Origin of the sequence: Streptomyces sp. NPDC005775 (assembly GCF_042871565.1) — a bacterium.
GTDB lineage: Bacteria > Actinomycetota > Actinomycetes > Streptomycetales > Streptomycetaceae > Streptomyces.
In genome coordinates this window covers 234100-255758 of the sequence record NZ_JBIAIU010000004.1, presented here as the reverse complement: position 1 = coordinate 255758, position 21659 = coordinate 234100, and the positions used below count along the sequence as shown (strand labels likewise).

The 21659-nt window shown below is 69.7% G+C and carries 17 protein-coding genes; 3 read left to right on the top strand and 14 right to left on the bottom strand.

The window, feature by feature from the left end; translation table 11 throughout:
• Positions 1-46: 46 nt before the first annotated feature.
• From ACFYPA_RS11510 to proB, 4 genes are all read right to left on the bottom strand, one after another.
• Positions 47-637 carry a hypothetical protein gene (locus tag ACFYPA_RS11510; protein WP_359319581.1) on the bottom strand — a complete coding sequence of 197 codons (591 nt, stop codon included), beginning with the start codon at positions 635-637 and terminating at the stop codon, positions 47-49.
• 65 nt (positions 638-702) lie between these two features.
• Entirely contained in the window at positions 703-1986 is a 1284-nt protein-coding gene (locus ACFYPA_RS11505; protein WP_359319579.1) for a glutamate-5-semialdehyde dehydrogenase, read from the bottom strand.
• A 97-nt stretch (positions 1987-2083) separates the two neighbouring features.
• Complete coding sequence (locus ACFYPA_RS11500; RefSeq protein ID WP_359085161.1) at positions 2084-2584, bottom strand: hypothetical protein; 501 nt, start codon at positions 2582-2584, stop codon at positions 2084-2086.
• Positions 2585-2726: 142 nt separating this feature from the next.
• Positions 2727-3812: a glutamate 5-kinase gene (proB, locus tag ACFYPA_RS11495; RefSeq protein ID WP_359085220.1), complete on the bottom strand. Its 1086-nt coding sequence runs from the start codon at positions 3810-3812 to the stop codon at positions 2727-2729.
• A gap of 241 nt (positions 3813-4053) precedes the next feature.
• On the opposite strand from proB, the gene ACFYPA_RS11490 reads away from it, so the two are divergent.
• Entirely contained in the window at positions 4054-4677 is a 624-nt protein-coding gene (locus ACFYPA_RS11490; protein WP_359085162.1) for a dTDP-4-dehydrorhamnose 3,5-epimerase, read from the top strand.
• On the opposite strand, the gene rfbD is transcribed toward ACFYPA_RS11490, so the two are convergent.
• From rfbD to galE, 4 genes are all read right to left on the bottom strand, one after another.
• Positions 4658-5527: a dTDP-4-dehydrorhamnose reductase gene (gene rfbD, locus ACFYPA_RS11485; protein WP_389131714.1), complete on the bottom strand. Its 870-nt coding sequence runs from the start codon at positions 5525-5527 to the stop codon at positions 4658-4660. The two genes, ACFYPA_RS11490 and rfbD, sit on opposite strands and share 20 nt — an antisense overlap.
• A gap of 32 nt (positions 5528-5559) precedes the next feature.
• Positions 5560-6546 carry a dTDP-glucose 4,6-dehydratase gene (gene rfbB, locus ACFYPA_RS11480; RefSeq protein WP_389131272.1) on the bottom strand — a complete coding sequence of 329 codons (987 nt, stop codon included), beginning with the start codon at positions 6544-6546 and terminating at the stop codon, positions 5560-5562.
• Positions 6543-7613 carry a glucose-1-phosphate thymidylyltransferase gene (locus tag ACFYPA_RS11475; protein ID WP_359085164.1) on the bottom strand — a complete coding sequence of 357 codons (1071 nt, stop codon included), beginning with the start codon at positions 7611-7613 and terminating at the stop codon, positions 6543-6545. The genes rfbB and ACFYPA_RS11475 overlap by 4 nt, the downstream gene beginning before the upstream one ends.
• 275 nt (positions 7614-7888) lie before the next feature.
• Positions 7889-8860 carry a UDP-glucose 4-epimerase GalE gene (gene galE, locus ACFYPA_RS11470; protein ID WP_389131269.1) on the bottom strand — a complete coding sequence of 324 codons (972 nt, stop codon included), beginning with the start codon at positions 8858-8860 and terminating at the stop codon, positions 7889-7891.
• Positions 8861-9180: 320 nt separating this feature from the next.
• Here galE and ACFYPA_RS11465 point away from each other — a divergent pair, with 320 nt between their 5' ends.
• Positions 9181-11412 carry a bifunctional glycosyltransferase family 2 protein/CDP-glycerol:glycerophosphate glycerophosphotransferase gene (locus tag ACFYPA_RS11465; protein WP_359085166.1) on the top strand — a complete coding sequence of 744 codons (2232 nt, stop codon included), beginning with the start codon at positions 9181-9183 and terminating at the stop codon, positions 11410-11412.
• Positions 11413-11434: 22 nt separating this feature from the next.
• A complete protein-coding gene (locus ACFYPA_RS11460) occupies positions 11435-15019 on the top strand; it encodes a CDP-glycerol glycerophosphotransferase family protein (RefSeq protein WP_359319575.1) in 3585 nt (1194 codons plus the stop codon).
• Between the two features lie 69 nt (positions 15020-15088).
• Here the strand turns inward: ACFYPA_RS11460 and ACFYPA_RS11455 are convergent, their stop codons facing one another.
• From ACFYPA_RS11455 to ACFYPA_RS11430, 6 genes are all read right to left on the bottom strand, one after another.
• Positions 15089-17122 (bottom strand): glycosyltransferase family 4 protein, encoded by a 2034-nt coding sequence (locus ACFYPA_RS11455; RefSeq protein WP_359085168.1) that lies wholly within the window; start codon positions 17120-17122, stop codon positions 15089-15091.
• 338 nt (positions 17123-17460) lie between these two features.
• Positions 17461-18900, bottom strand: a complete 1440-nt coding sequence (obgE, locus tag ACFYPA_RS11450) for a GTPase ObgE (RefSeq protein WP_359085169.1) — start codon at positions 18898-18900, stop codon at positions 17461-17463.
• Positions 18901-19041: 141 nt separating this feature from the next.
• Positions 19042-19299, bottom strand: coding sequence for a 50S ribosomal protein L27 (rpmA, locus tag ACFYPA_RS11445; protein WP_018103204.1), 258 nt, complete (start codon positions 19297-19299; stop codon positions 19042-19044).
• 14 nt (positions 19300-19313) lie between these two features.
• Entirely contained in the window at positions 19314-19634 is a 321-nt protein-coding gene (gene rplU, locus ACFYPA_RS11440; protein ID WP_018551604.1) for a 50S ribosomal protein L21, read from the bottom strand.
• A gap of 210 nt (positions 19635-19844) precedes the next feature.
• Positions 19845-20906: an iron-containing alcohol dehydrogenase family protein gene (locus ACFYPA_RS11435; protein WP_359085170.1), complete on the bottom strand. Its 1062-nt coding sequence runs from the start codon at positions 20904-20906 to the stop codon at positions 19845-19847.
• Complete coding sequence (locus ACFYPA_RS11430) at positions 20894-21646, bottom strand: sugar phosphate nucleotidyltransferase (protein ID WP_389131264.1); 753 nt, start codon at positions 21644-21646, stop codon at positions 20894-20896. Before ACFYPA_RS11430 ends, ACFYPA_RS11435 begins: the two co-directional genes overlap by 13 nt.
• Positions 21647-21659: the final 13 nt, after the last annotated feature.

The following is a 21659-nucleotide window of genomic DNA, read 5'->3' as shown; positions in this document are numbered from 1 at the left end:
CGGGAACAGGCGGCCGGGACACGGTCGGGACGGCGCTTCGGCGGGATCAGGGAGTGCGGGGAACGGCGGAAACCATCGGGCGGGAGTAGCCGTCCGCGGCGGACGGGGCCGAGGTCGGCCCCGGCGCACTGTCCACCCCGCTCGTGGCCGGGGGCGGGACCTGGTCCTGGCGGTCGCCGGAGGTGTTGCGGAAGACGGCGCTGAAGGCGAGCGCGATCATGCCGACCCCCATCAGCAGCGCGAGCAGCCAGGCCACCGGCCGGTGCCAGCGGGCCGATCCCCGATAGGGCCGCAGAGCGCCGCCGTGGCGCCCGTACGGGCCGCTGGCGCGGTCGTCGTCGTCCGGCCCGTCGTCGTAGCCACTCCCGTGGCCGTACGCGCCGCCCGGCCCGTACCCGTCGTCGTAGGGGTCGTCGTCCAGCGGCCCACCGCCGCCCCTGAACCGGAAGGCATCCGCCTCGGCGCGCGCCTCGGCAGCGGCCAACAGCCGCTCGACAGCGGTCGGTTCGTGGAATTCGGCTGCCCGCACGAAGTCCTCGTCGAACACCACGGAGGCGAAGTCCTCGTCCGCGCCCCCGCGGTCGTCGTCGGGCTCCCAGCCGTTCGGGAACGGCCTGCCCCCCACGTCGTCCGGCACGGCTTCAGCCTAGACCCGTGGGGTGGTTTTGGGCAGGGAGACGGCACATTCGCCGCGTCACACCGTCACCTGACGTGGCCGTCGCCGGTCACGATGTACTTCGTCGACGTCAGCTCCGGCAGCCCCATGGGCCCCCTGGCGTGCAGCTTCTGCGTGGAGATGCCGATCTCGGCGCCGAAGCCGAACTGGCCGCCGTCCGTGAAGCGCGTCGAGGCGTTCACGGCCACCGTCGCCGAATCCACCAACTGGGTGAAACGCCGTGCCGCCGCCTGCGACGTCGTCACGATCGCCTCGGTGTGACCGGACGACCAGAGCCGGATGTGTGCCACGGCCGCGTCCAGCGACTCCACGACGGCCGCCGCGATGTCGTACGAGAGGTACTCGGTCTCCCAGTCGTCCGGCGTCGCCGCCACCGCGGTGACCTTGGAGTTCTCCGCATACTCCAGCACCCGTTCGTCACCGTGCACGGTCACGCCGGCCTCCGCGAGGGCCTCCAGGGCGCGCGGCAGGAACGCGTCGGCGATGTCCCGGTGGACCAGCAGCGTCTCCGCGGAGTTGCAGACACTCGGGCGCTGCGCCTTGGAGTTGACCAGGATGGCGACAGCCATGTCGAGGTCGGTCTGCGCGTCGACGTACACATGACAGTTGCCGGTGCCGGTCTCGATCACCGGGACGGTGGACTCCTCGACGACGGTGCGGATCAGTGACGCGCCGCCGCGCGGGATGAGCACGTCGACCAGGCCGCGCGCCCGCATGAGCTCGCGGACGGAGTCACGGTTCTCGCCGGGCACCAACTGCACCGCGTCGGCCGGCAGACCCGAGCCGCCGACCGCGTCACGCAGCACCCGGACGAGTGCGCTGTTGGAGGCGTGGGCGGAGGACGAACCGCGCAGCAGCACGGCGTTGCCCGACTTGAGGCAGAGCGCCGCGGCGTCCACCGTCACATTGGGCCGCGCCTCGTAGATGATGCCGACCACGCCGAGGGGCACCCGGACCTGGCGCAGATCGATGCCGTTGGGCAGCGTCGAACCGCGCACCACCTCGCCGACCGGGTCGGGCAGCGCCGCCACGTCCCGCACGTCGGCCGCGATGGCGCGGATCCGCTCGGGGGTGAGGGTCAGCCGGTCGACGACCGACTCGCTGGTCCCGGCCTCGCGGGCGCGCGCCACGTCCTCGGCGTTGGCCGCGAGGATGTCGCTGGTCCGCACTTCGAGCGCGTCCGCGATCGCCAGCAGCGCGTCGTCCTTCGCCGCACGCGGAAGTGGCGCGATATCGGCGGCCGCGGAGCGGGCCCGGTAGGCGGCCTGGGCGACCGGGGACATGTTGTCGTACGGCGAAAGGGTGGTCATGCCCGCAGAATAATGCGCACGCTGCGGGCATCCGTCACGTATCCCGTGATGCGAGACGGCCGTCCGAGGGATGGCGGCCTCCCTCTGCCGGCCGGTCTCAGTACGGATGCACGCCGACCGGGGCGGCCGGGGGCGGCCCGTAGCCCTCGGCGATGCGCTGGTGGTACGTCTCGCGGTCGATGACCTCCAGGCCGACGATCTCCCAGGGCGGCAGCCCCGCACTGGAACGGTGCTCGCCCCACAGCCGCAGCGCCACCGCCGCCGCGTCGTGCAGGTCGCGGGCCTCTTCCCAGTAGCGGATCTCCGCGTGGTCGTTGGCGTAACGGCTGGTCAGCAGGAAGGGGTGGTCGTGGGCCAGCTGTTCGAGGCCTCGTCTGACCTCCTTCAGCGGGATCTCGGAGCCGGAGACGCAGAGCGTGATGTGCCACAGCTTCGACTGCGTGCGCTCCTGGCCGGCCACCGTCGGTTCCGGCCCGGTGGTCCGTTCGTCCCTCCGGTCCGTGGTCCTGCTTCCGTCGAAGCCGGTCCCTGCTCCGACGCTGGTCAGGGCGCGGCCACCCGTTCCTCGGGGCGGCGCCCCCGGGCGCGCTCGTCTCACCGGCGGCCTCCTGTGAATGTGTTGCTGTGCCGTAACCCGCAGTGTCCCTGCTACAAAGTGGACCAGTCCGCGGCCCGGCTTGGGGCGGTTTTCGTGAAGGTCTCTGCCCGGAGGCTGGACTTTCAGCCGTTTCAGGGGTCGGTCAGGTGCCGAGAACGACAAGATCGTCCCTGTGTACGACCTCCCGCTCGTACGCGGGACCGAGTTCGCGGGCGAGGTCGCGGGTGGAGCGGCCGAGGAGCTGCGGGATCTCCTTGGCGTCGAAGTTGACGAGCCCGCGGGCCACCGGCCGGCCCCGCAGGTCGCGCAGTTCCACCGGGTCGCCGGCGCTGAACTCGCCCTCGACCGCGGCGATCCCGGCCGGCAGCAGCGAGCTGTGGCGCTCCACGACCGCCTGCACGGCGCCGTCGTCCAGGGTCAGCGCACCCTGCGGGGTGGAGGCGTGGGCGAGCCACAGCAGCCGGTCCGCCGAGCGGCGTCCGGTGCGGTGGAAATAGGTGCCCGTGTCGCGGCCGGCCAGCGCGTCGGCCGCGTGGCTCGCCGAGGTCAGGACGACGGGGACACCGGCCGCGGTGGCGATCCGGGCGGCCTCGACCTTGGTGACCATGCCGCCGGTCCCGACACCCGCCTTGCCGGCGCTGCCGATGCTGACCCCGGCCAGATCGGCGGGGCCGGTGATCTCCGCGATGCGGGTGGTGCCGGGGATGCTCGGGTCGCCGTCGTAGAGGCCGTCCACGTCCGAGAGGAGGATCAGCAGATCGGCGCGGACCAGGTGGGCGACGAGCGCGGCGAGCCGGTCGTTGTCGCCGAAACGGATCTCGTCCGTGGCCACGGTGTCGTTCTCGTTGACGATCGGCAGCGCGCCCATGTCCAGGAGCTGGTCCAGGGTGCGGTAGGCGTTGCGGTAGTGGGCGCGGCGGCTGGTGTCGTTGCTGGTGAGCAGGACCTGGCCGACGCGGACGCCGTAGCGGGCGAAGGAGGCGGTGTAGCGGGCGACGAGGAGCCCCTGGCCGACGCTGGCGGCGGCCTGCTGCCTGGCGAGGTCCTTGGGCCTGCGGTGCAGTCCGAGCGGGGCGAGTCCGGCCGCGATGGCGCCGCTGGAGACGAGGACGACCTCCCGCTCACCGCCGCTGCGCACCTTGGCGAGCACGTCGACGAGTGCGTCGACCCGGTCGGCGTCGAGGCCCCCGGAGGCCGTGGTGAGGGAGGAGGAACCGACCTTGACCACGATCCTGCGGGCCTCCGTGACGCCCTGCCTGGCCCCTGACACGTGTAGCCCCCATGGTTCGCCTCGCTGGACCCCGCAATCTACGCGAGCACGGGAATCGGCGCCTTCGCGTTCCGCACCGTGGACCCTGTTTCGTCCGTATCCGTACCGTTCCGTATCCCTTTCCTGCCGCGACTCGTTGCAGGAGACGTCGGCTCCACCGCCGGAACGTTCGGCGAATCCAGGAACAGGACGTGATCGCATGCGCCAGCTCTCCCTCCCCGGGTCCTGGGTGCACGAGCCCGAGGTCATCCCCGACTCCCGCGGCAGCTTCCACGAGTGGTTCAGGGCCCCGGACCTCGCAGAGGCCGCGGGACATGCGCTGGGGCTCGCGCAGGCCAACTTCTCCACGTCCCGCCGGGGCACGCTGCGCGGGATCCACTTCGCCGACGTGCCGCCGGGCCAGGCGAAGTACGTGAAGTGCGTGCGCGGCGCCGTGCTCGACGTGATCGTGGACGTCCGGGCGGGCTCGCCCACGTACGGGCGGTGGGAGGCGGTCCGTCTCGACGACACCGCTCACCGGGCGGTCTACATCGCCGAGGGGCTCGGCCACGCCTTCATGGCACTGACCGATGACGCGGGCGTCCTCTATCTCTGTTCCGAGGGCTATGCGCCCGGACGCGAGCACGGCATCGATCCGCTCGACGCGGAGCTGGGCATCGAGTGGCCTGCGGACATCGCGCCGCTGCTGTCCGGGAAGGACGCCGGGGCGCCTTCGCTGGCCGAGGCGGAGCGGCAGGGGCTGCTTCCGTCGTACGCCGCGTGCGAGGCGTACTACGCGCGGCTGCGGGCGGGTGAACCCGCGCTCAGTTCGGCCGGCCGCTGAGCAGGGGGCGTTCCGCGGCGAGCAGGGCCGGGAAGGCCTCCTCCAGTGCGGCGCGCCAGTCCCGGATCGGTTCGATCCCGGCCGCCCGGAACCGGTCGTGCGCGAGCACGCCGAACGCGGGCCGCGGGGCCGGGCGGGGATACGCGGCACTGGTGGTGGGCCGGACCCGGGCGGGGTCCGCGCCGAGCAGCCGGAAGATCTCCCGGGCGAAGCCGCACCACGTCGTCCCGCCGGCGCTGGTGCCGTGGTAGACGCCCGCCGGGGCGGTGCCGTCCAGGGCGGCCTGCCCGAGCCGCACGAGCCGGCCGGCCAGATCGACGGTCCAGGTGGGCTGGCCGCGCTGGTCGTCCACCACGTCGAGGGTGTCCTTGACGCCCTCCAGCCTGATCATCGTGCGGACGAAGTTGGCGCCGCCCGCGCCGTAGAGCCAGGCGGTGCGCACGACGTAGCCGGTGTCGGGGAGGGTCTCCAGCACGGCGCGTTCGCCGGCCAGTTTGGTGCGGCCGTACGCGCTGCGCGGGGCGGTGGGAGCGTCCTCGGCGTACGGCAGAGCGGCGTCCCCGGCGAACACGTAGTCGGTGGAGACGTGGAGCAGGACGGCGCCGTGCTCGCGGCAGGCGGCGGCGAGCACCGCGGGGCCGGTGCCGTTGATCCGCAGGGCGGCGTCCTCCTGGCTCTCGGCGTCGTCGACGGCGGTCCAGGCCGCGCAGTTGACCACGACGGCGGGGCGGTGGGCGACGAACGCCGCGCGGACGCGGCCGGGGTCGGTGATGTCCAGGACCGTGCGGTCCGCGGGGACGGCGGTGACGCTTTCGTGGGCGAGGGCGGCCGTGAGGTCCTGCCCGAGCATTCCGGCGGCTCCGGTGACCAGCCAGACCGCGCTCACAGGGCGGCCCTCTCCTTGAGCGGCTCCCACCAGGAGCGGTTCTCGCGGTACCACCGCACTGTTTCGGCGAGCCCGGTGCGGAAGTCCTTGCGGGGCTCGTAACCGAGCTCCTCACGGATCCGGGTGCAGTCGACGGAGTAGCGCCGGTCGTGACCCTTGCGGTCCTCGACGTGGACGACGTCGGTGTCCCAGTCGGCACCGCAGGCCTCCAGGAGCAGTCCGGTGAGCTCCTTATTGGAGAGTTCGGTGCCGCCGCCGATGTTGTAGACCCGGCCCGCGCGGCCCTTGGTGCGGACGAGTTCGATGGCCTGGACGTGGTCGTCGATGTGCAGCCAGTCGCGGACGTGGGCGCCGTCGCCGTACAGCGGGACCGGCCGGCCCTCCAGCAGATGGGTGACGAAGAGGGGGATGACCTTCTCGGGGAAGTGGTGGTGCCCGTAGTTGTTGGAGCAGCGGGTCACCCGCACGTCGAGTCCGTGGGTGCGGTGGTAGGAGAGCGCGATGAGGTCGCTCGACGCCTTGGACGCGGAGTACGGGGAGTTGGGCGCGAGTGGTTCGTTCTCGGTCCAGGAGCCCTCGTCGATTGACCCGTAGACCTCGTCGGTGGAGATGTGGACGAAGGTCCGGACGCCCGACAGGTGCGCGGCGTGGACGAGGGTGTGGGTGCCCAGGACGTTGGTACGGACGAACTCGGCGCCGCCGTCGATGGAGCGGTCCACATGCGATTCGGCGGCGAAGTGCACCACCTGGTCGTGCCCGGCCATGAGGCCGCCGACCAGTTCCGTGTCGCAGATGTCGCCCTGCACGAACGAGAACCCCGGGTGGTCGCGCACCTCGTCGAGGTTGGCCGGGCTGCCCGCGTAGGTGAGCTTGTCGAGCACGGTGACGACGAGGTCACCGGGGCCGTCCGGGCCCAGCAGGGTGCGGACGTAATGGGATCCGATGAAGCCGGCACCGCCGGTCACCAGGAGACGGGTCGTCATGAGGAGATCTGCACCTTGCTGTGGTCGCCGAGGACGAGTCGGTGGGCGGACGGGCTCCGGGGCGCGGGAGTCACCTCGACCTCGTGGCCGATGAGGGAGGCCTCGACGCGGCGGACGCCGTCGATCGAGGCGCCGCGCAGGACGATGGAGTACTCGATCTCGCTGTCCTCGATCCGGCAGTCGTGGGCGACCGAGGTGAACGGTCCGACGTAGGCGTCACTGATCACCGAGCGGGCGCCGATGATGGCGGGGCCGACGATCCGGCTGCGGGTGACCCGGGCGCCCGGCTCGATCCGGACCCGGCCGATGATCTCGCTCTCGTCGTCGACGTGGGCGCCCTGGGTGCACGGCTCGACGGTCTCCAGCACGGTGCGGTTGACCTCCAGCATGTCGGTGACGTTGCCGGTGTCCTTCCAGTAGCCGCGGATCGTGGTGGAGCGGACGTCGCGCTCCTGGTCGATCAGCCACTGGATGGCGTGGGTGATCTCCAGTTCGCCGCGCCAGGACGGGCGGATGGAGCGGACGGCCTCGTGGATGACCCGGGTGAAGAGGTAGACGCCGACGAGCGCCAGGTCGCTCTTGGGCTCCTTCGGCTTCTCCTCCAGGGCCACGACCCTGCCGTCCCCGTCGAGCTCGGCGACGCCGAACGAGGTCGGGTCGGGCACCCGCGTCAGGAGGATCTGGGCGTCGGGACGGTCCGCGCAGAACCCTTCGACCAGGCCCGCGATCCCGCCGACGATGAAGTTGTCGCCGAGGTACATGACGAAGTCGTCGTCGCCCAGGAAGCGCTGGGCGATCAGGACGGCGTGGGCGAGGCCGAGCGGCTCGGACTGCGGGATGTAGGTGACGTCGATGCCGAACCGGGAGCCGTCGCCGACCGCTGCGCGGATCTCCTCCTCGGTGTCGCCCACGATGATGCCGACCTCGGTGATGCCGGCTTCCGCGATGGCTTCGAGCCCGTAGAACAGCACCGGTTTGTTCGCCACCGGTACCAGCTGTTTGGCCGAGGTATGAGTAATGGGACGAAGCCGGGTGCCTGCCCCACCGGAAAGTACGAGAGCCTTCACAGTTCTGCCCCCACGATGAGTCGGCGTTCCTGTCGCAGCTGCGACCTACCGGGTGACCTTAGTCAGATCCCGCCACTCATCCGCGGCGAAACAGCACCGCCGACCCGCTTACCGACTCATCCGGAGGAAAAGCGGCGGCCCCCCGTAACCATTCGACTTCGGTTTCGCCTCGAACCGTCCTCAGGAAACCGCCGCACATGCGCACGATGTCGAACTCGATATCGAATTGCACGAATGCGCACGCCCGGGCCGCGACCCGGGCGTGCGCGAGGCCCCTACGGGTGCCGCAGGCGCCAGCCCTGCCAGGCGGACTCGATCATCTCGTCCACGCCGTACCGGGCCGACCAGCCCAGCTCCGCGCGGATCCGGTCGGCGCCCGCGACCACGCGCGCCGGGTCGCCGGGGCGGCGGGCGGTCACCTCGGGGGCGACGTCCCCGCAGTCGGTCACCTTGAGGATGCGGTCGACCATCTCGCGTACCGAGCTTCCCTCGCCGCGGCCGATGTTCAGCGTGAGGTCCGTGCCGGGCCCGGCCTCCTCCAGCCGGCGTGCGGCCGCGAGGTGGGCGGAGGCGATGTCCTCCACATGGATGTAGTCGCGGACGCAGGTGCCGTCGGGCGTCGCGTAGTCGTCGCCGAAGATCCGCGGACCCTCGCCGGCCTCCAGGCGCTCGAAGACCATCGGGATGAGGTTGAACACCCCGGCGTCGGCGAGCTCCGGCGAGGCCGCACCGGCGACGTTGAAGTACCGCAGGGAGGCGCAGCGCAGTCCGTGGGCCCGGGCGGAGGCGTGGATCAGCCATTCGCCGACGAGCTTGGTCTCCCCGTACGGGCTCATCGGCGCGCAGGGGGTGTCCTCCGTGACGAGGTCCACGTCGGGCATGCCGTAGACGGCGGCCGACGAGGAGAACACCAGCCGGTCGACTCCGGCCGCGACCATGCTCTCCAGCAGCACTTCCAGACCGGTCACGTTCTCCCGGTAGTAGTGGAGGGGGCGCTCGACGGACTCGCCGACCTGCTTCTTGCCTGCGACATGCACCACACCTGTCACGGTGTGGTCACGGATCGCCGCGTCCAGGGCCTTCCGGTCCAGCACGCTGCCGGTGACCAGCGGCACCCCGTCGGGCACACTCGCGGCGTTCCCCGTGGAGAGGTCGTCGTACACGACCACCCGCAGACCGCCGGCGAGCATCGCCCGCACGACGTGCGCACCTATGTATCCGGCCCCGCCCGTAACCATCCAGGTCATTCTGTGCGTCTCACTCTCTGTGCAAGGTCCTGCCGTCCGGTCCTGCGGACGGGTCCACCCTACGTCCACGGAAAATCGAATCAGACAAAGAGGTATCAACCGTATTATCGTGCGATATGAAGCTGCGTACGGATGACACCCGGCGAACAGCACGGGCCAAGCCGGGCGGCCCCGGATGAAGCCGGGGCAAACACAAGGCCACAGTGGGCGGATGTCAATCAATTACGCTGTTCAGGTGCTCAGGCGCTCCCCCATGATTCCGCGGTGCGAATCGGTGCCTGCGCACGGACCCTGCGAACAGCTCTCTGGACTGGTGAAGGATGCCTCGACTGACACTCATCGTGCCTGCGTACAACGTGCAGGGGTATGTTCGGGAGTGCCTCGACTCCGTACTGCAGCAGGACTTCACCGACTTCGAGGTCGTCGCCGTGGACGACTGTTCGCCGGACGGCTCGGGCGCCATCCTCGACGAGTACGCGGAGCGCGACCCCCGGGTGCGGGTCCTCCACCTGAGCGAGAACGTGGGGCTGGGCCACGCCCGTAACGCCGGGGTCGCGCAGGCGACCGGCGACTACCTGGTCTTCCTCGACAGTGACGACACCCTGACGCCCGGCTCGCTGAGCGGCATCGCCGGGCGCCTCGACGCGACCGACGACCCCGACATCCTGATCTACGACTACGCGCGCAGCTACTGGGACGGGCGGCTGCTGCCCAACCAGCGGGCCGCTCTGCTCGGCGCCGGCGAGCCCGCGGTCTTCCCGCTGTCGGAGCGGCCCGGGCTGCTCGACCTGCTGCAGATCGTCTGGAACAAGGCCTACCGCCGCGACTTCGTCGAAGCGCACGGGTTCCGGTTCCCGGCCGGGTACTACGAGGACGCCCCCTGGACGTACACCACCCTGGTCACGGCGGAGAGCATCGCGGTGCTCGACCGCGTCTGCGTGCTCTACCGGCAGCGGCGCGAGGGCGGAAACATACTCCGCACCGTCAGCCGTAAGCATTTCGATGTATTCGACCAGTACGACCGCGTATTCGCCTACCTGGACGAACACCCGGAATTCGATTCCTGGCGCCCCGCGCTCTTCCGTAAAATGGTCGACCACTACCTCACGGTATTGGAGAAGCCGGGCCGCCTTCCCAAGAATGCGCGGTCCGAATTCTTCCACCGGGCAGCCGCCGACTACAGCCGCCGGCTGCCCGAAGGATTCGAGCGGCCGGCCGGTGGCCGCGGTTACAAGTACGCGCTGCTCGGCATGGACTCCTACCCGGCCCTGACCGGTGTCACCCGGGCCAACCGGGTGCGCAACCGGGCGCGGGTGCGCAACACCCAGCGCGTCAACCGGGCCAAGCGCGCCGCGATGCGCCTGATCTACCAGTCCCAGCTGCGGCTGCCGGTGGACGAGAACCTCGCGGTCTTCTCCGCCTACTGGAGCCGGGGCTACGCGTGCAATCCCGCGGCCATCGACGCCGAGCTGGCCCGGCTGGCGCCGCACATCCGCCGGGTCTGGGCGGTGCGCGCGGAGCACGTGAGCCGGGTGCCCAAGGGCGTCGAGGTGGCCGTCGTCGGCTCCCGCGAGTACTGGACGGCACTGGCCCGGGGCAAGTACTTCATCAACAACGTGAACTTCGCGGACTCGCTGATCAAGCGCGAGGGCCAGATCCACCTGCAGACCCATCACGGCACCCCGCTGAAGACGATGGGGCTCGACCAGGCCAAGTACCCGGCCTCCACGAGCATGTCCATGGAGGACCTGCTCCGGCGCTGCGACCGCTGGGACTACAGCATCTCGTCCAACCGCCACTCCACCACCGTGTGGGAGCGGGTCTATCCGTGCTCCTACACCTCACTGGAGACCGGCTACCCGCGCAACGACGTGCTGATCAACTCCGGCGCCCGTGAGGTCGCCCGGGCCCGCCACGAACTCGGCGCGGCGGACGGCTCCAAGGTCTTCCTGTACATGCCGACCCACCGTGAGTACCAGAAGGAATTCACCCCGCGGATCGACCTGGCGAAGCTGGCCGAGGAACTGGGCCCGGACGTCACCCTGCTGGTACGCGGCCACTACTTCTACAAGCCCACCGGCCGGCTCGCCGAACTCCAGGCCAAGGGCCGCGTCATCGACGTCTCCGCACACGAGTGCGTGGAGCAGCTCTACCTCGCGGCCGACGCCCTGATCACCGACTACTCGTCGGCGATGTTCGACTACGCCAACCTCGACCGGCCGATCGTGATCTTCGCCGACGACTGGGACACGTACAAGGTGGTCCGGGGCAGCTACTTCGACCTCATGGCCGAGCCCCCCGGCGCCGTCGCCACCAGCCAGGCGCAGCTCACCGAGATCCTCCGGTCCGACGCATGGCGCAGCGAGGAGGCCGCGGCCTTCCGCAGGGCGTTCCGTGAGCGCTTCTGCGACTTCGACGACGGCCATGCGGCCGAGCGCGTCGTGCGTTCCGTCTTCCTCGCCGAGGAGAACGTCCTTCCTGTCGTTCCGCTTGCCGCACGCAAGCCGGCACCATCCCCTGCCCAGGCGCTCGAACTGGTCGAGCGGGTCTGACCCGAAAGGAATGCCGAAAAACATGACCCCCCGGCTCAGTGTCATCGTGCCCGTGTACAACGTCGAGGCGTACCTCGAAGCCTGCCTCGACTCGGTGGAGGCTCAGACCTTCACCGAGCTCGAAGTCGTCATGGTCGACGACGGCTCGACCGACGGCTCGGCGGCCATAGCCGCCGCCTACGCCGAGCGCGACCCGCGCTTCCGGCTGGTGACCAAGGAGAACGGCGGCCTCGGCTCGGCCCGTAACGCGGGTCTGGCCAACATGTCGCCGGAGAGCGAGTACTTCGCCTTCCTCGACAGCGACGACGTCATCCCGCCGGACGGCTACCGCATGATGGTCGCCAGCCTCGACGACACCGGCTCCGACTTCGCCACCGGCAACGTGTTCCACGTCAAGGGCGAACGCTCCTGGCAGGTGCCGCTCCTGAAGATGCTGGCCGGCGAGGCCCGCAAGCGCACGCACATCTCCGAGTACCCGAAGCTCGTCGCGGACCGCATCTCGTGCAACAAGGTCTGGCGGCGCACCTTCTGGGAGAAGAACGGCTTCACCTTCCCCGAGGGCGTGCTCTACGAGGACAGCGCCGTGGTGCTGCGCGCCCACTACCTGGCCGACGCCATCGACCTGATCGGCGAGCCCGTCTACTACTGGCGGCTGCGCGAGGGCGAGGCCGCACCGTCGATCACCCAGCGCCGCACGGACCCGCAGGGCGTTCGCGACCGGGTCGCCGCCTGTGAGACCGTGGCCCAGTTCCTCGCCGACCGCCCCGGCCCCAAGTGGGCGCAGTTCAAGCGGGAGTACGACGCCCGTGTGCTCCGGGACGACCTGCGCATCTTCCTCAACGTCGTGCCGGACGGCGACGCGGAGTACCACGAGGCCTTCCTCATCGCCGCCAACCGCTACCTCGACCAGGTCGACGCGCACGTCCTGGACGAGCTTCCCGCCGTACTGCGCGTGCAGTACGCGCTGGTGCGCCGCGGCGCCATCTCCGAGCTGATCGACCTCCTCGCCGACCAGCGACGCCGTGAGCCGGTCGAGGTCAGCGGCTTCCTGCGCAAGTACGCCGGGTTCAAGGCCCTGGACCGCAGCGGTGTCACGCTCTCCCGCAAGACCCTGCGCATCGACAAGGACCTGGAGCTCAGGACTCCGCTGGTCGGTGTGGAGTGGCAGCAGGGCAAGCTCCTGCTGAGCGGCGACGCCTGGATAGACAAGATCGACATCCCGAACCGGCGCAGCACCGCCAAGTTCATCCAGATCAAGAAGGGCGGCTCGCGCCGCCGTCTGATCTTCCCGGCGAAGAACGTGTTCCGTCCGGGCCGGACGTCCGACACCTGGCAGAAGCGCTACAACTACGACTGGTGCGGCTGGGAGTTCTCGTTCGACCCCGCCAAGCTCCGCCGCAACGGGCAGTGGGAGGAGGGCATCTGGCACATCGGCGTGATCGTCACAAGTTCCGGTCTGCTGCGCCGGCGGGGCATCCAGTCGAACGGCGGCAGCGCCGCCAACTTCCCGCCCTACCAGTGGCTCGACAAAGACTTCCGGATGCTTCCGAGCGTCGAGGGCGCCGCGCTCAAGCTGCGCGTCGAGCGGGTCAACGCGCTGGTGACCGGAAGGGAACTGGACGGCGACCGGATCGTGGTCCGGGGGGAGATCCGGACGGCGCTGGCGAGCGACGAGTCCGTCACCCTCCAGGTCTCCAACCAGTCCAGCGGTGAGGTCCGGCGCTACCCGGTCACCGTCGAGCCCGAGCAGAACGGCGTCCGCGCGTTCCGCGTCGAGGTGCCGCTCGCCGAGGTGGCACTGGTCACCGCAGAGAGCACCGAGGGTCATGCCCAGCCCCGGGTCCGCAGCTGGTCCACCGCCCTGATGGTCGCCGGCCCCGACGAGACCGCGGAACCGCGCCGGCTGAGCCCTGTCGTCCAGGAGGGCATCTCGGACGCGCGCTTCCCGCTGCCCGCGAGCATGGGCCGGCAGTCGGGTCGTCACGAGCTGGCGGTCATCGCCGGTCACAACGGCTACCTCAAGTTCCGCGGCCAGACCGAGCGTGCCGTGATGACCCAGGTGTCCGAGCGGGACGGCAAGCTCGTCCTGTCCGGTCACGCCCCCCTGCACCTGGTCGGCTCCGAGCTGCTGCTGAAGGCGAAGGGCCGATTCGACGAGCGGCTGGTCCCGATCAGCTGGACCGCCGACGGCTCGTACGAGACGGCTTTCGACCCGTCGACGCTGGGTGGTGGCGTCCAGGGCACCCTCCCGCTCAAGGCGGGCCGGTGGAACTTCTACCTCCGCCAGGCCGACGGTCCGGACGTCGAGTTCGTCATCGACCGGCTCGCCTCGGACCAGTTCCCGCTGCACACCACGCTGAAGGGCCGCCGGTACTGGCTCGAGGCCCGCTGGCACGACTTCCCGCAGCTCAACTGCCGTTCGGAGCTGGCCGATGTGGAGCGCGGGCCGTTCCGCCAGGCCCAGCTTCGCCGTGATGTGTACGAGGCCAAGTGCCTGGAGCCGCTGCGTGACCAGGTGTTCTACCTGAGCTACAACGGCAAGCAGTACTCGGACAGCCCGCGTGCCATGCACGAGGAGCTGGTGCGCCGGGGTGCCGATCTCAAGCACCTGTGGGCGGTCCGCGACGGTCAGGTGGAGCTGCCGCCGACGGCCGAGAAGGTCCGGATGTGGGGCACCGAGTGGTTCGACGCACTGGCCTCCAGCAAGTACATCGTGACCAACGCGCACCTTCCCGAGTGGGTCGTCCGGCGTCCCGGGCAGGTCATCGTCCAGACCTGGCACGGCACGATGCTGAAGAAGATCGGCCATGACATCGACACGCTCCACTTCGACAAGGAGTACCAGAAGCGTCTGGAACTCGAAGCGAAGAACTGGAGCATGCTCGTCTCCTCCAACCGCTTCAGCACACCGATCCTGAAGCGGGCCTTCTCGTACGACGGCGAGATCCTGGAGGCCGGTTACCCGCGCAACGACTACCTGTACTCCGACGAGCGGGTCAAGCTCGCCGACGAGATCAAGAAGCGGATCGGACTGCCCGAGGGCAAGAAGGTCGTTCTGTACGCACCCACGTGGCGCGACGACCAGTCGCACCGGGCCGGTCAGTACTCGTTCGACCTGCGGCTCGACCTGGAGGACGCCCGCCGCCGCCTCGGCGACGACCACGTTCTGCTGATCCGGCGCCACTCCAACGTCGTCGACCAGGTGCCGGGCGCCGGTAACGGCTTCGTCTGGGACGTCTCCGAGTACCCGGACATCGCCGATCTGTACCTGGCGTCGGACATCATGATCACCGACTACTCGTCCGTGATGTTCGACTACGCCCACCTCAAGCGGCCGATGCTCTTCTTCACGTACGACCTGGAGCACTACCGCGACACGCTGCGCGGGTTCTACTTCGACTTCGAGAAGGACTCGCCCGGCCCGCTGGTCCGTACGTCCTCCGAGCTGATCGACTCGATCCGCGACATCGACGCGGTGTGGCCCGAGTACGGCGAGCGCTTCGACCGCTTCCACCACCTGTTCTGCGATCTGGACGACGGACAGGCCTCGAAGCGCGTCGTGGACCGCATGATCGAGCAGGCGACGGAACTCACCGGAGAGAACTAGCCGCATACGCCGAAGGGGCGGGCCCGGAGAGCTGCTCTCCGGGCCCGCCCCTTCGGCGTATGCGCCGCCCTACGGCTCGATGTCCACCGTCTTGAAGGCGAGCTGCGACAGAGCCGTGTAGTACGGCCGGATCTCGATCTTCGAGACCGGGCGCGGCGCCGGCTTGCCACCGTTCAGCGTTCGGGTCACCCGGCGCCCCACCTTCGCCAGGAGCGTCCTACTGGGCTCGGGCAGGATCCGGATCACCGGCCGCGGGAAGGTGAACACCCCTATGGGCGCCAGGACGTCGGTGGCGAGCTTGCCGACCTGGACGCGGTCCGCGCCCGCGGCCGGGCGCACCCACACGTCCCAGATCTGCTCGGGCCCCTCGTGCTCGGCCACCAGCGCGGCGCAGTCGACCGGGGCGGTGACCCGGTGGCCTTCGAGGGCCACTGCCGGGAACGACAGCACCCGGTCCTTGTCCTTGCGGTGCACGGCCTCCAGTACCGCTCCCGGGCCGAGGGTCACGCCCCAAGCAGCGGCTTCCACGTCGATGGTCCCGGTGTCGACCGCGAGCGCCTCGACCTCCACATGGGCGTTCCGCACCACGCTGCGGATCCGCAGACGGTCCATCTCACCCCGGTGCGGGAGCAGCAGTTCCAGCGCCGGAGCGCCGTTTTCCCGGGGCAGCGAGACATTGAGCAGATCGCGTACGTCGCAGCCGTAGCCGTCCACCGTGAGCGGGACCTCGTTGCCGTCCGGGGTGCACACGGACAGTTCCCAGGTTCCCTCGGGCAGCCCGTCGTGCCAGGGCACCACCGTGCTGCCGTCGGGCGCGATCACGAACCGCTCCTCGGCCGGGTTGCGCCCGACCCGGCGGCAGGCGATCTCGGCGCCGTGGGCCTCCGCGGGCAACGTACCGACCTCGATGCGGACCGAGCCCTGTGGGTCCACCTGTGCCGTGGCGGTCTTGGGCAGCGCCCGGCGGGCGGACGCGTCGTGCAGGATCGCCTCGAAGCGCGCACAGCTGGCCGGTTCGTGGAAGCGCTCGGCGTTGCGCACCGCCGCCTCGCCCATACGCTTGCGGCGCTCGTCGTCCTCGACGAGTTCGAGGATGGCGTCTGCCATCGCGCCGGTGTCGCCGCGCGGGACGATGAGCCCGTCCTCGCCGTGGGTGATGATGTTGCGCGGGCCGTGGTCGGCGTCGGTGCTGACGACGGGGAGGCCCGCCGCCATCGCCTCGACGATCACATTACCGAACGCCTCCCGCTTGGAGGGGAGCACGAAGATCGAGCCCTTGCTGAACTCCGGCGCGACCGGGGCTGCCGGTCCCATCAGCGTCACGGTGTTGTGCAGGCCGAGCCTCTCGATCTGCTTGCGCAGATTGGCCTTCTCGGTGCCTCCCCCGTAGATCCGCAGCCGCCAGTCGGGGCGCTTGGCGACCACCGTGGCGAAGGCGTCGACGACCGCCGCGAAGTTCTTGTTCTCCTTGAGGAGGCCCGCCGCGATGATGACCTTGTTGGTGCTCTTGGACTGCACGGGAGCGGCGGGAACACAGTTCGGCATGACGGCCAGGCGGTTGCGCACCCCGGGAACCTGCTTGCCGATGCTCACCACCTCTTCCGGCGTGAGCGCGGTGAGCGCGTCCAGCGAGTGGTACGCCTTGAACAGCCGGCCCTGGTAGTACTTCGCGTAGATCGAGGGCATCGAGTGCTCCTGCGTGACCCGCAGGTAGTCGCCCTCGGCGTACGACAGCATGATCGTGTTCCGCGGGCTGGAGCTCACCACGACGTCGGAGTCCGTGGTCGCGAGGAATTCGAGCAGCCGCAGCTCTGCCAGTCGACTGACGACCGGCTTCTTCTCGGCCGGGTCGACCGGGTAGACCTTGGGGAAGACCTCGATCAGCGGATCGTCCAGATCCGATGTCGGCGAGTGCTTGCGCAGATCGGTCAGAGCACGCACGGAGACCCGCGGGTCGAGCGGGAAATATGACTCGTCCCGTACCTTGCGGAGCGCGATGATCTCTACCTCGTGCCGGGCGGCGAGCGCACCCGCCAGATTCTGCGTCGCGCTGACCACTCCGCCCATGTGGCAGAGGTCGCGCACCAGAAATGAAATCTTCACTTGCGTCTTTCGGCTGGGCCGCTACGCGCGGCGATCCCCGGGCGGCCTCGCGTGACGTGCTCCACGCTGCCACTGCCCCCTGGACTGTGCGAGGGCAAGCCCTGTCCCCGCACAAGAGAGACGGACAGGAGAGGCACAGGGTTGTGCACGGAGTGAAATTTTATCGAACTCGTTAATCTAGCGTACCGGGCACGGTGATCGCACCCGGCATCAGTTCACATGCACACACGCACGCGATGAAGGGCCCGGAGCAGCAGGACCCTGCCCCGGCAGCGGAGAAGGGGCGTGTCCCCGTACCGGGCCTCCCGGTACGGGGACACGCCCCTCACACACCCGCTCTACGCGAACGGATCGAACTCCTGGTACTCCTTGCTGACGTCGTCGCGCTCGTCCTCGCGGTCACGACGACGCTGAGCCGCCGGACGCGGCTCCTCCAGACGGTGGTCCTCACCGCGGCGGCCGAGCATCTCCGCACCGGCCGTCACCGTCGGCTCCCAGTCGAAGACCACGGCGTTGTCCTCGGCGCCGATGGCCACACCGTCACCGGCCGTGGCCCCGGCCTTGCGCAGCGCGTCCTCGACCCCGAGCCGGTTCAGCCGGTCCGCGAGGTAGCCGACGGCCTCGTCGTTGTTGAAGTCGGTCTGGCGCACCCAGCGCTCCGGCTTCTCGCCGCGCACCCGGTAGATGCCGTCGTCCTCCAGCTTCACGGTGAAGCCGGCGTCGTCCACGGCCTTGGGCCGGATGACGATACGGGTCGCCTCCTCCACCGGCTTGGCGGCACGCGCCTCGGCGATGACGCCGGCCAGCGCGAAGGAGAGCTCCTTGAGGCCGGTACGGGCGACCGCCGACGCCTCGAAGACGCGGTAGCCGCGGGCTTCCAGCTCCGGGCGGATCATGTCCGCGAGGTCCTGGCCGTCCGGGATGTCGATCTTGTTCAGGACGACGATGCGGGGCCGGTCGTCCAGACCCCCGTAGAGCCCCAGCTCTTCCTCGATCATGTCGAGGTCGGAGACCGGGTCACGGTCGGACTCCAGCGTCGCCGTGTCCAGTACGTGTACGAGGACCGAGCAGCGCTCGACGTGCCGCAGGAACTCCAGGCCGAGGCCCTTGCCCTGGCTGGCGCCCGGGATCAGGCCCGGGACGTCGGCGATGGTGTAGACGGTGCTGCCCGCGGTGACCACGCCCAGGTTCGGCACGAGGGTCGTGAACGGGTAGTCGGCGATCTTCGGCTTGGCGGCCGACAGGACCGAGATCAGCGAGGACTTGCCCGCGCTCGGGTAGCCGACGAGCGCGACATCGGCGACGGTCTTCAGCTCCAGGACGATGTCCCGGGCCTCACCGGGCTCGCCGAGCAGCGCGAAGCCGGGGGCCTTGCGCCGGGCCGAGGCCAGCGCGCCGTTGCCGAGGCCGCCGCGGCCGCCCTGGCCTGCGACGAACATGGTGCCCTGACCGACGAGGTCGGCCAGGACGTTGCCCGCGCCGTCGAGGACGACAGTGCCGTCCGGCACGGGCAGGACCAGGTCCTGGCCCTCCTTGCCGGTGCGGTTGTCGCCCGCGCCGGGCTGGCCGTTGGTGGCCTTGCGGTGGGGGTGGTGGTGGTAGTCGAGGAGCGTGGTGACCGCCTGATCGACGATCAGGGTCACGTCGCCGCCACGGCCGCCGTTACCGCCGTCCGGGCCGCCGAGCGGCTTGAACTTCTCACGGTGAACGGAGGCACAGCCGTGGCCTCCGTTACCCGCGGCGACATGCAGTTCGACGCGGTCCACGAAGGTGGTCATGGGTGGAACCTCCAGTTACATACGTGCAGAAATGTCTCGCTCGTGCGCCCCTGTAGGAGCAACACGCGAAAGGCGGACCCACTTCCCGTAACAGGAAGTGAGGTCCGCCTCCACGTCATACCGCTCGACGAGCGCCGAAAATCAGCCGGCGATCGGAACGATGTTCACGACCTTGCGGCCGCGGTGCGTGCCGAACTCGACCGCACCGGCGGCGAGGGCGAACAGCGTGTCGTCGCCGCCACGGCCGACGCCCGTGCCCGGGTGGAAGTGGGTGCCGCGCTGGCGGACCAGGATCTCACCGGCGTTGACGGCCTGACCGCCGAAGCGCTTCACGCCGAGCCGCTGAGCATTGGAATCGCGCCCGTTCCGGGTGGACGATGCGCCCTTCTTGTGTGCCATGTCTCCTCAGTCCCTTACTTCGCAGCCGCGGGGATACCGGTGACCTTGATCGCCGTGTACTGCTGGCGGTGACCCTGGCGACGGCGGTAGCCGGTCTTGTTCTTGTAGCGAAGGATGTCGATCTTCGCGCCCTTGTGGTGGTCCACAATCTCGGCCTGGACCTTGATGCCGTCAAGCACCCACGGGTCGCTGGTCACGGCGTCGCCGTCGACAACGAGCAGGGTAGAGAGCTCTACCGTGTCGCCAACCTTGGCGGTGGGAATCTTGTCAACCTCAACGATGTCGCCGACAGCAACCTTGTGCTGGCGACCACCGCTGCGCACGATGGCGTACACGCGGATCTCACTCTCACTCGAAGACGGAAACCCCTGATGCCAGCCGCTCACACGGGTCCGGAGACCCGTGACGATCCGGATTGGACGAGCGGCCTCTCCCGTACGAGCGGGAGGTCAGTGCTCAGAGGTGTGGCGAACAAACGCCGACGGTCAAGATTACGGGGCCCTGGACAGCCGGGTCAAACCGGCCCCCGTTCCCCCGCCCCGGTTTCAGGCCCCGGTGGCCCTGACGTAGTCGGCGTAGGCGTCCCTGATCCGGTCCGTGGACAGGTTCAGGTGTTCCAGGATCGTGTAGCGGCCCGGCCTGGTCCGGGGGGCGAACTCGACCACCTGGACGAACTCTTCCGCGCTGAACCCGATGTCCTCCGCGGTGACCGGCAGACCGTGGCGCCGCAGCGCCTCGGTCATCCGTACGGACTCCCGGTGCGCGCCGCGCAGGTGCATCGCGAACGCCGCGCCCAGACCGCACTGCTCCCCGTGGCTCGCCGCGCGCTTGGGGAAGAGCAGGTCGAAGGCGTGGTTGATCTCGTGGCACGCACCGGAGGCGGGACGGCTGTCCCCCGCCACCGACATCGAGATGCCGGTCAGCACCAGCCCCTCGGCGAGCACCTGGAGGAAGCTGTCGTCCCCCAGGGCCCCGGGGTGGCGCAGCACCGCCTCCCCGGCCTGCCGGGCCATCGCGGCGGCCAAGCCGTCGATGTCCTCGCCGTTGACCCGGTGGGCCAGCTCCCAGTCCGCCACGGCGGAGATGTTCGAGAGCGCGTCACCGATCCCGGACCGCACGAAGCGGACCGGGGCCTCACGGATGACGTCGAGGTCGATCACGACGGCGATCGGGTTCGGGACACCGTACGAGCCGCGGCCCGCGTCGTTGTCCAGCGTGGCCACCGGCGAGCACAGACCGTCGTGCGACAGGTTCGTCGCCACGGCGACCAGCGGCAGCCCGACGCGCGCGGCGGCGAACTTCGCACAGTCGATGATCTTGCCGCCACCGAGACCGACGACGGCGTCGTACCGGCCGGACTTCATGGCCTCGGCGAGCTTGACGGCATCGTCCAGCGTGCCGCCGCCCACCTCGAACCAGGAAGCACCCGGCAGGCTGTCCGAGAGCCGCTCCCGCAGCGCCCGGCCGGAACCCCCGCTGATCGCGACGGCCAGTTTGCCCGAGCCGGAGATCCGCTGATCGGCGAGGACGCCCGCCAGGTCGGCCAGAGCGCCGGCCCGGATGTCGACGACGACCGGTGCGGGGATCAGCCGGGTCAGTACTGGCACGCGATGGTCCTCCCCTTGGCCAGGTCCTCGTGGTTGTCGATCTCGACCCACTTGATGTCGCCGATCGGCTCCACGTCGATCTTGAAGCCCCGGTTGACGAGCTCCTGGTAGCCGTCCTCGTAGTAGAGGTCCGGGTCGCGCAGATACGTCGTCTTCAGCGCGTCGGCCAGCTCCTCGGCAGCGTCGCCCTCGATGAGCGTGACACCGATGTACTCGCCGGTGGCCTCGGAGGGGTCCATCAGCTTCGTGATCCGCTGAACGCCCTTCTCCGGGTCGACGACGACCTTCATCTCCTCGTCGGCCAGCTGCTTCACCGTGTCGAGGGCGAGGATGATCTTCTTGCCCTCTCCGCGGGCGGCGAGCAGCGTCTTCTCGACGGAGACGGGGTGCACGGTGTCGCCGTTGGCGAGGATCACGCCGTCCTTGAGGGCGTCACGGCCGCACCAGAGGGAGTAGGCGTTGTTCCACTCCTCGGCCTTGTCGTTGTCGATCAGCGTGAGGGTGACGCCGTACTTCGCCTCAAGGGCGGCCTTGCGCTCGTACAGGGCCTCCTTGCGGTAGCCCACGATGATCGCGACGTCGGTCAGACCGACCTCGGCGAAGTTGCCGAGCGTCAGGTCGACGACGGTCAGGCTCTCCTCGTTCCCCTCGGGACCGACCGGCACCAGGGCCTTGGGAAGCGTGTCGGTGTAGGGGCGCAGACGACGGCCTGCGCCGGCCGCCAGAATCATGCCGATCATGAGGTTCTCCTTG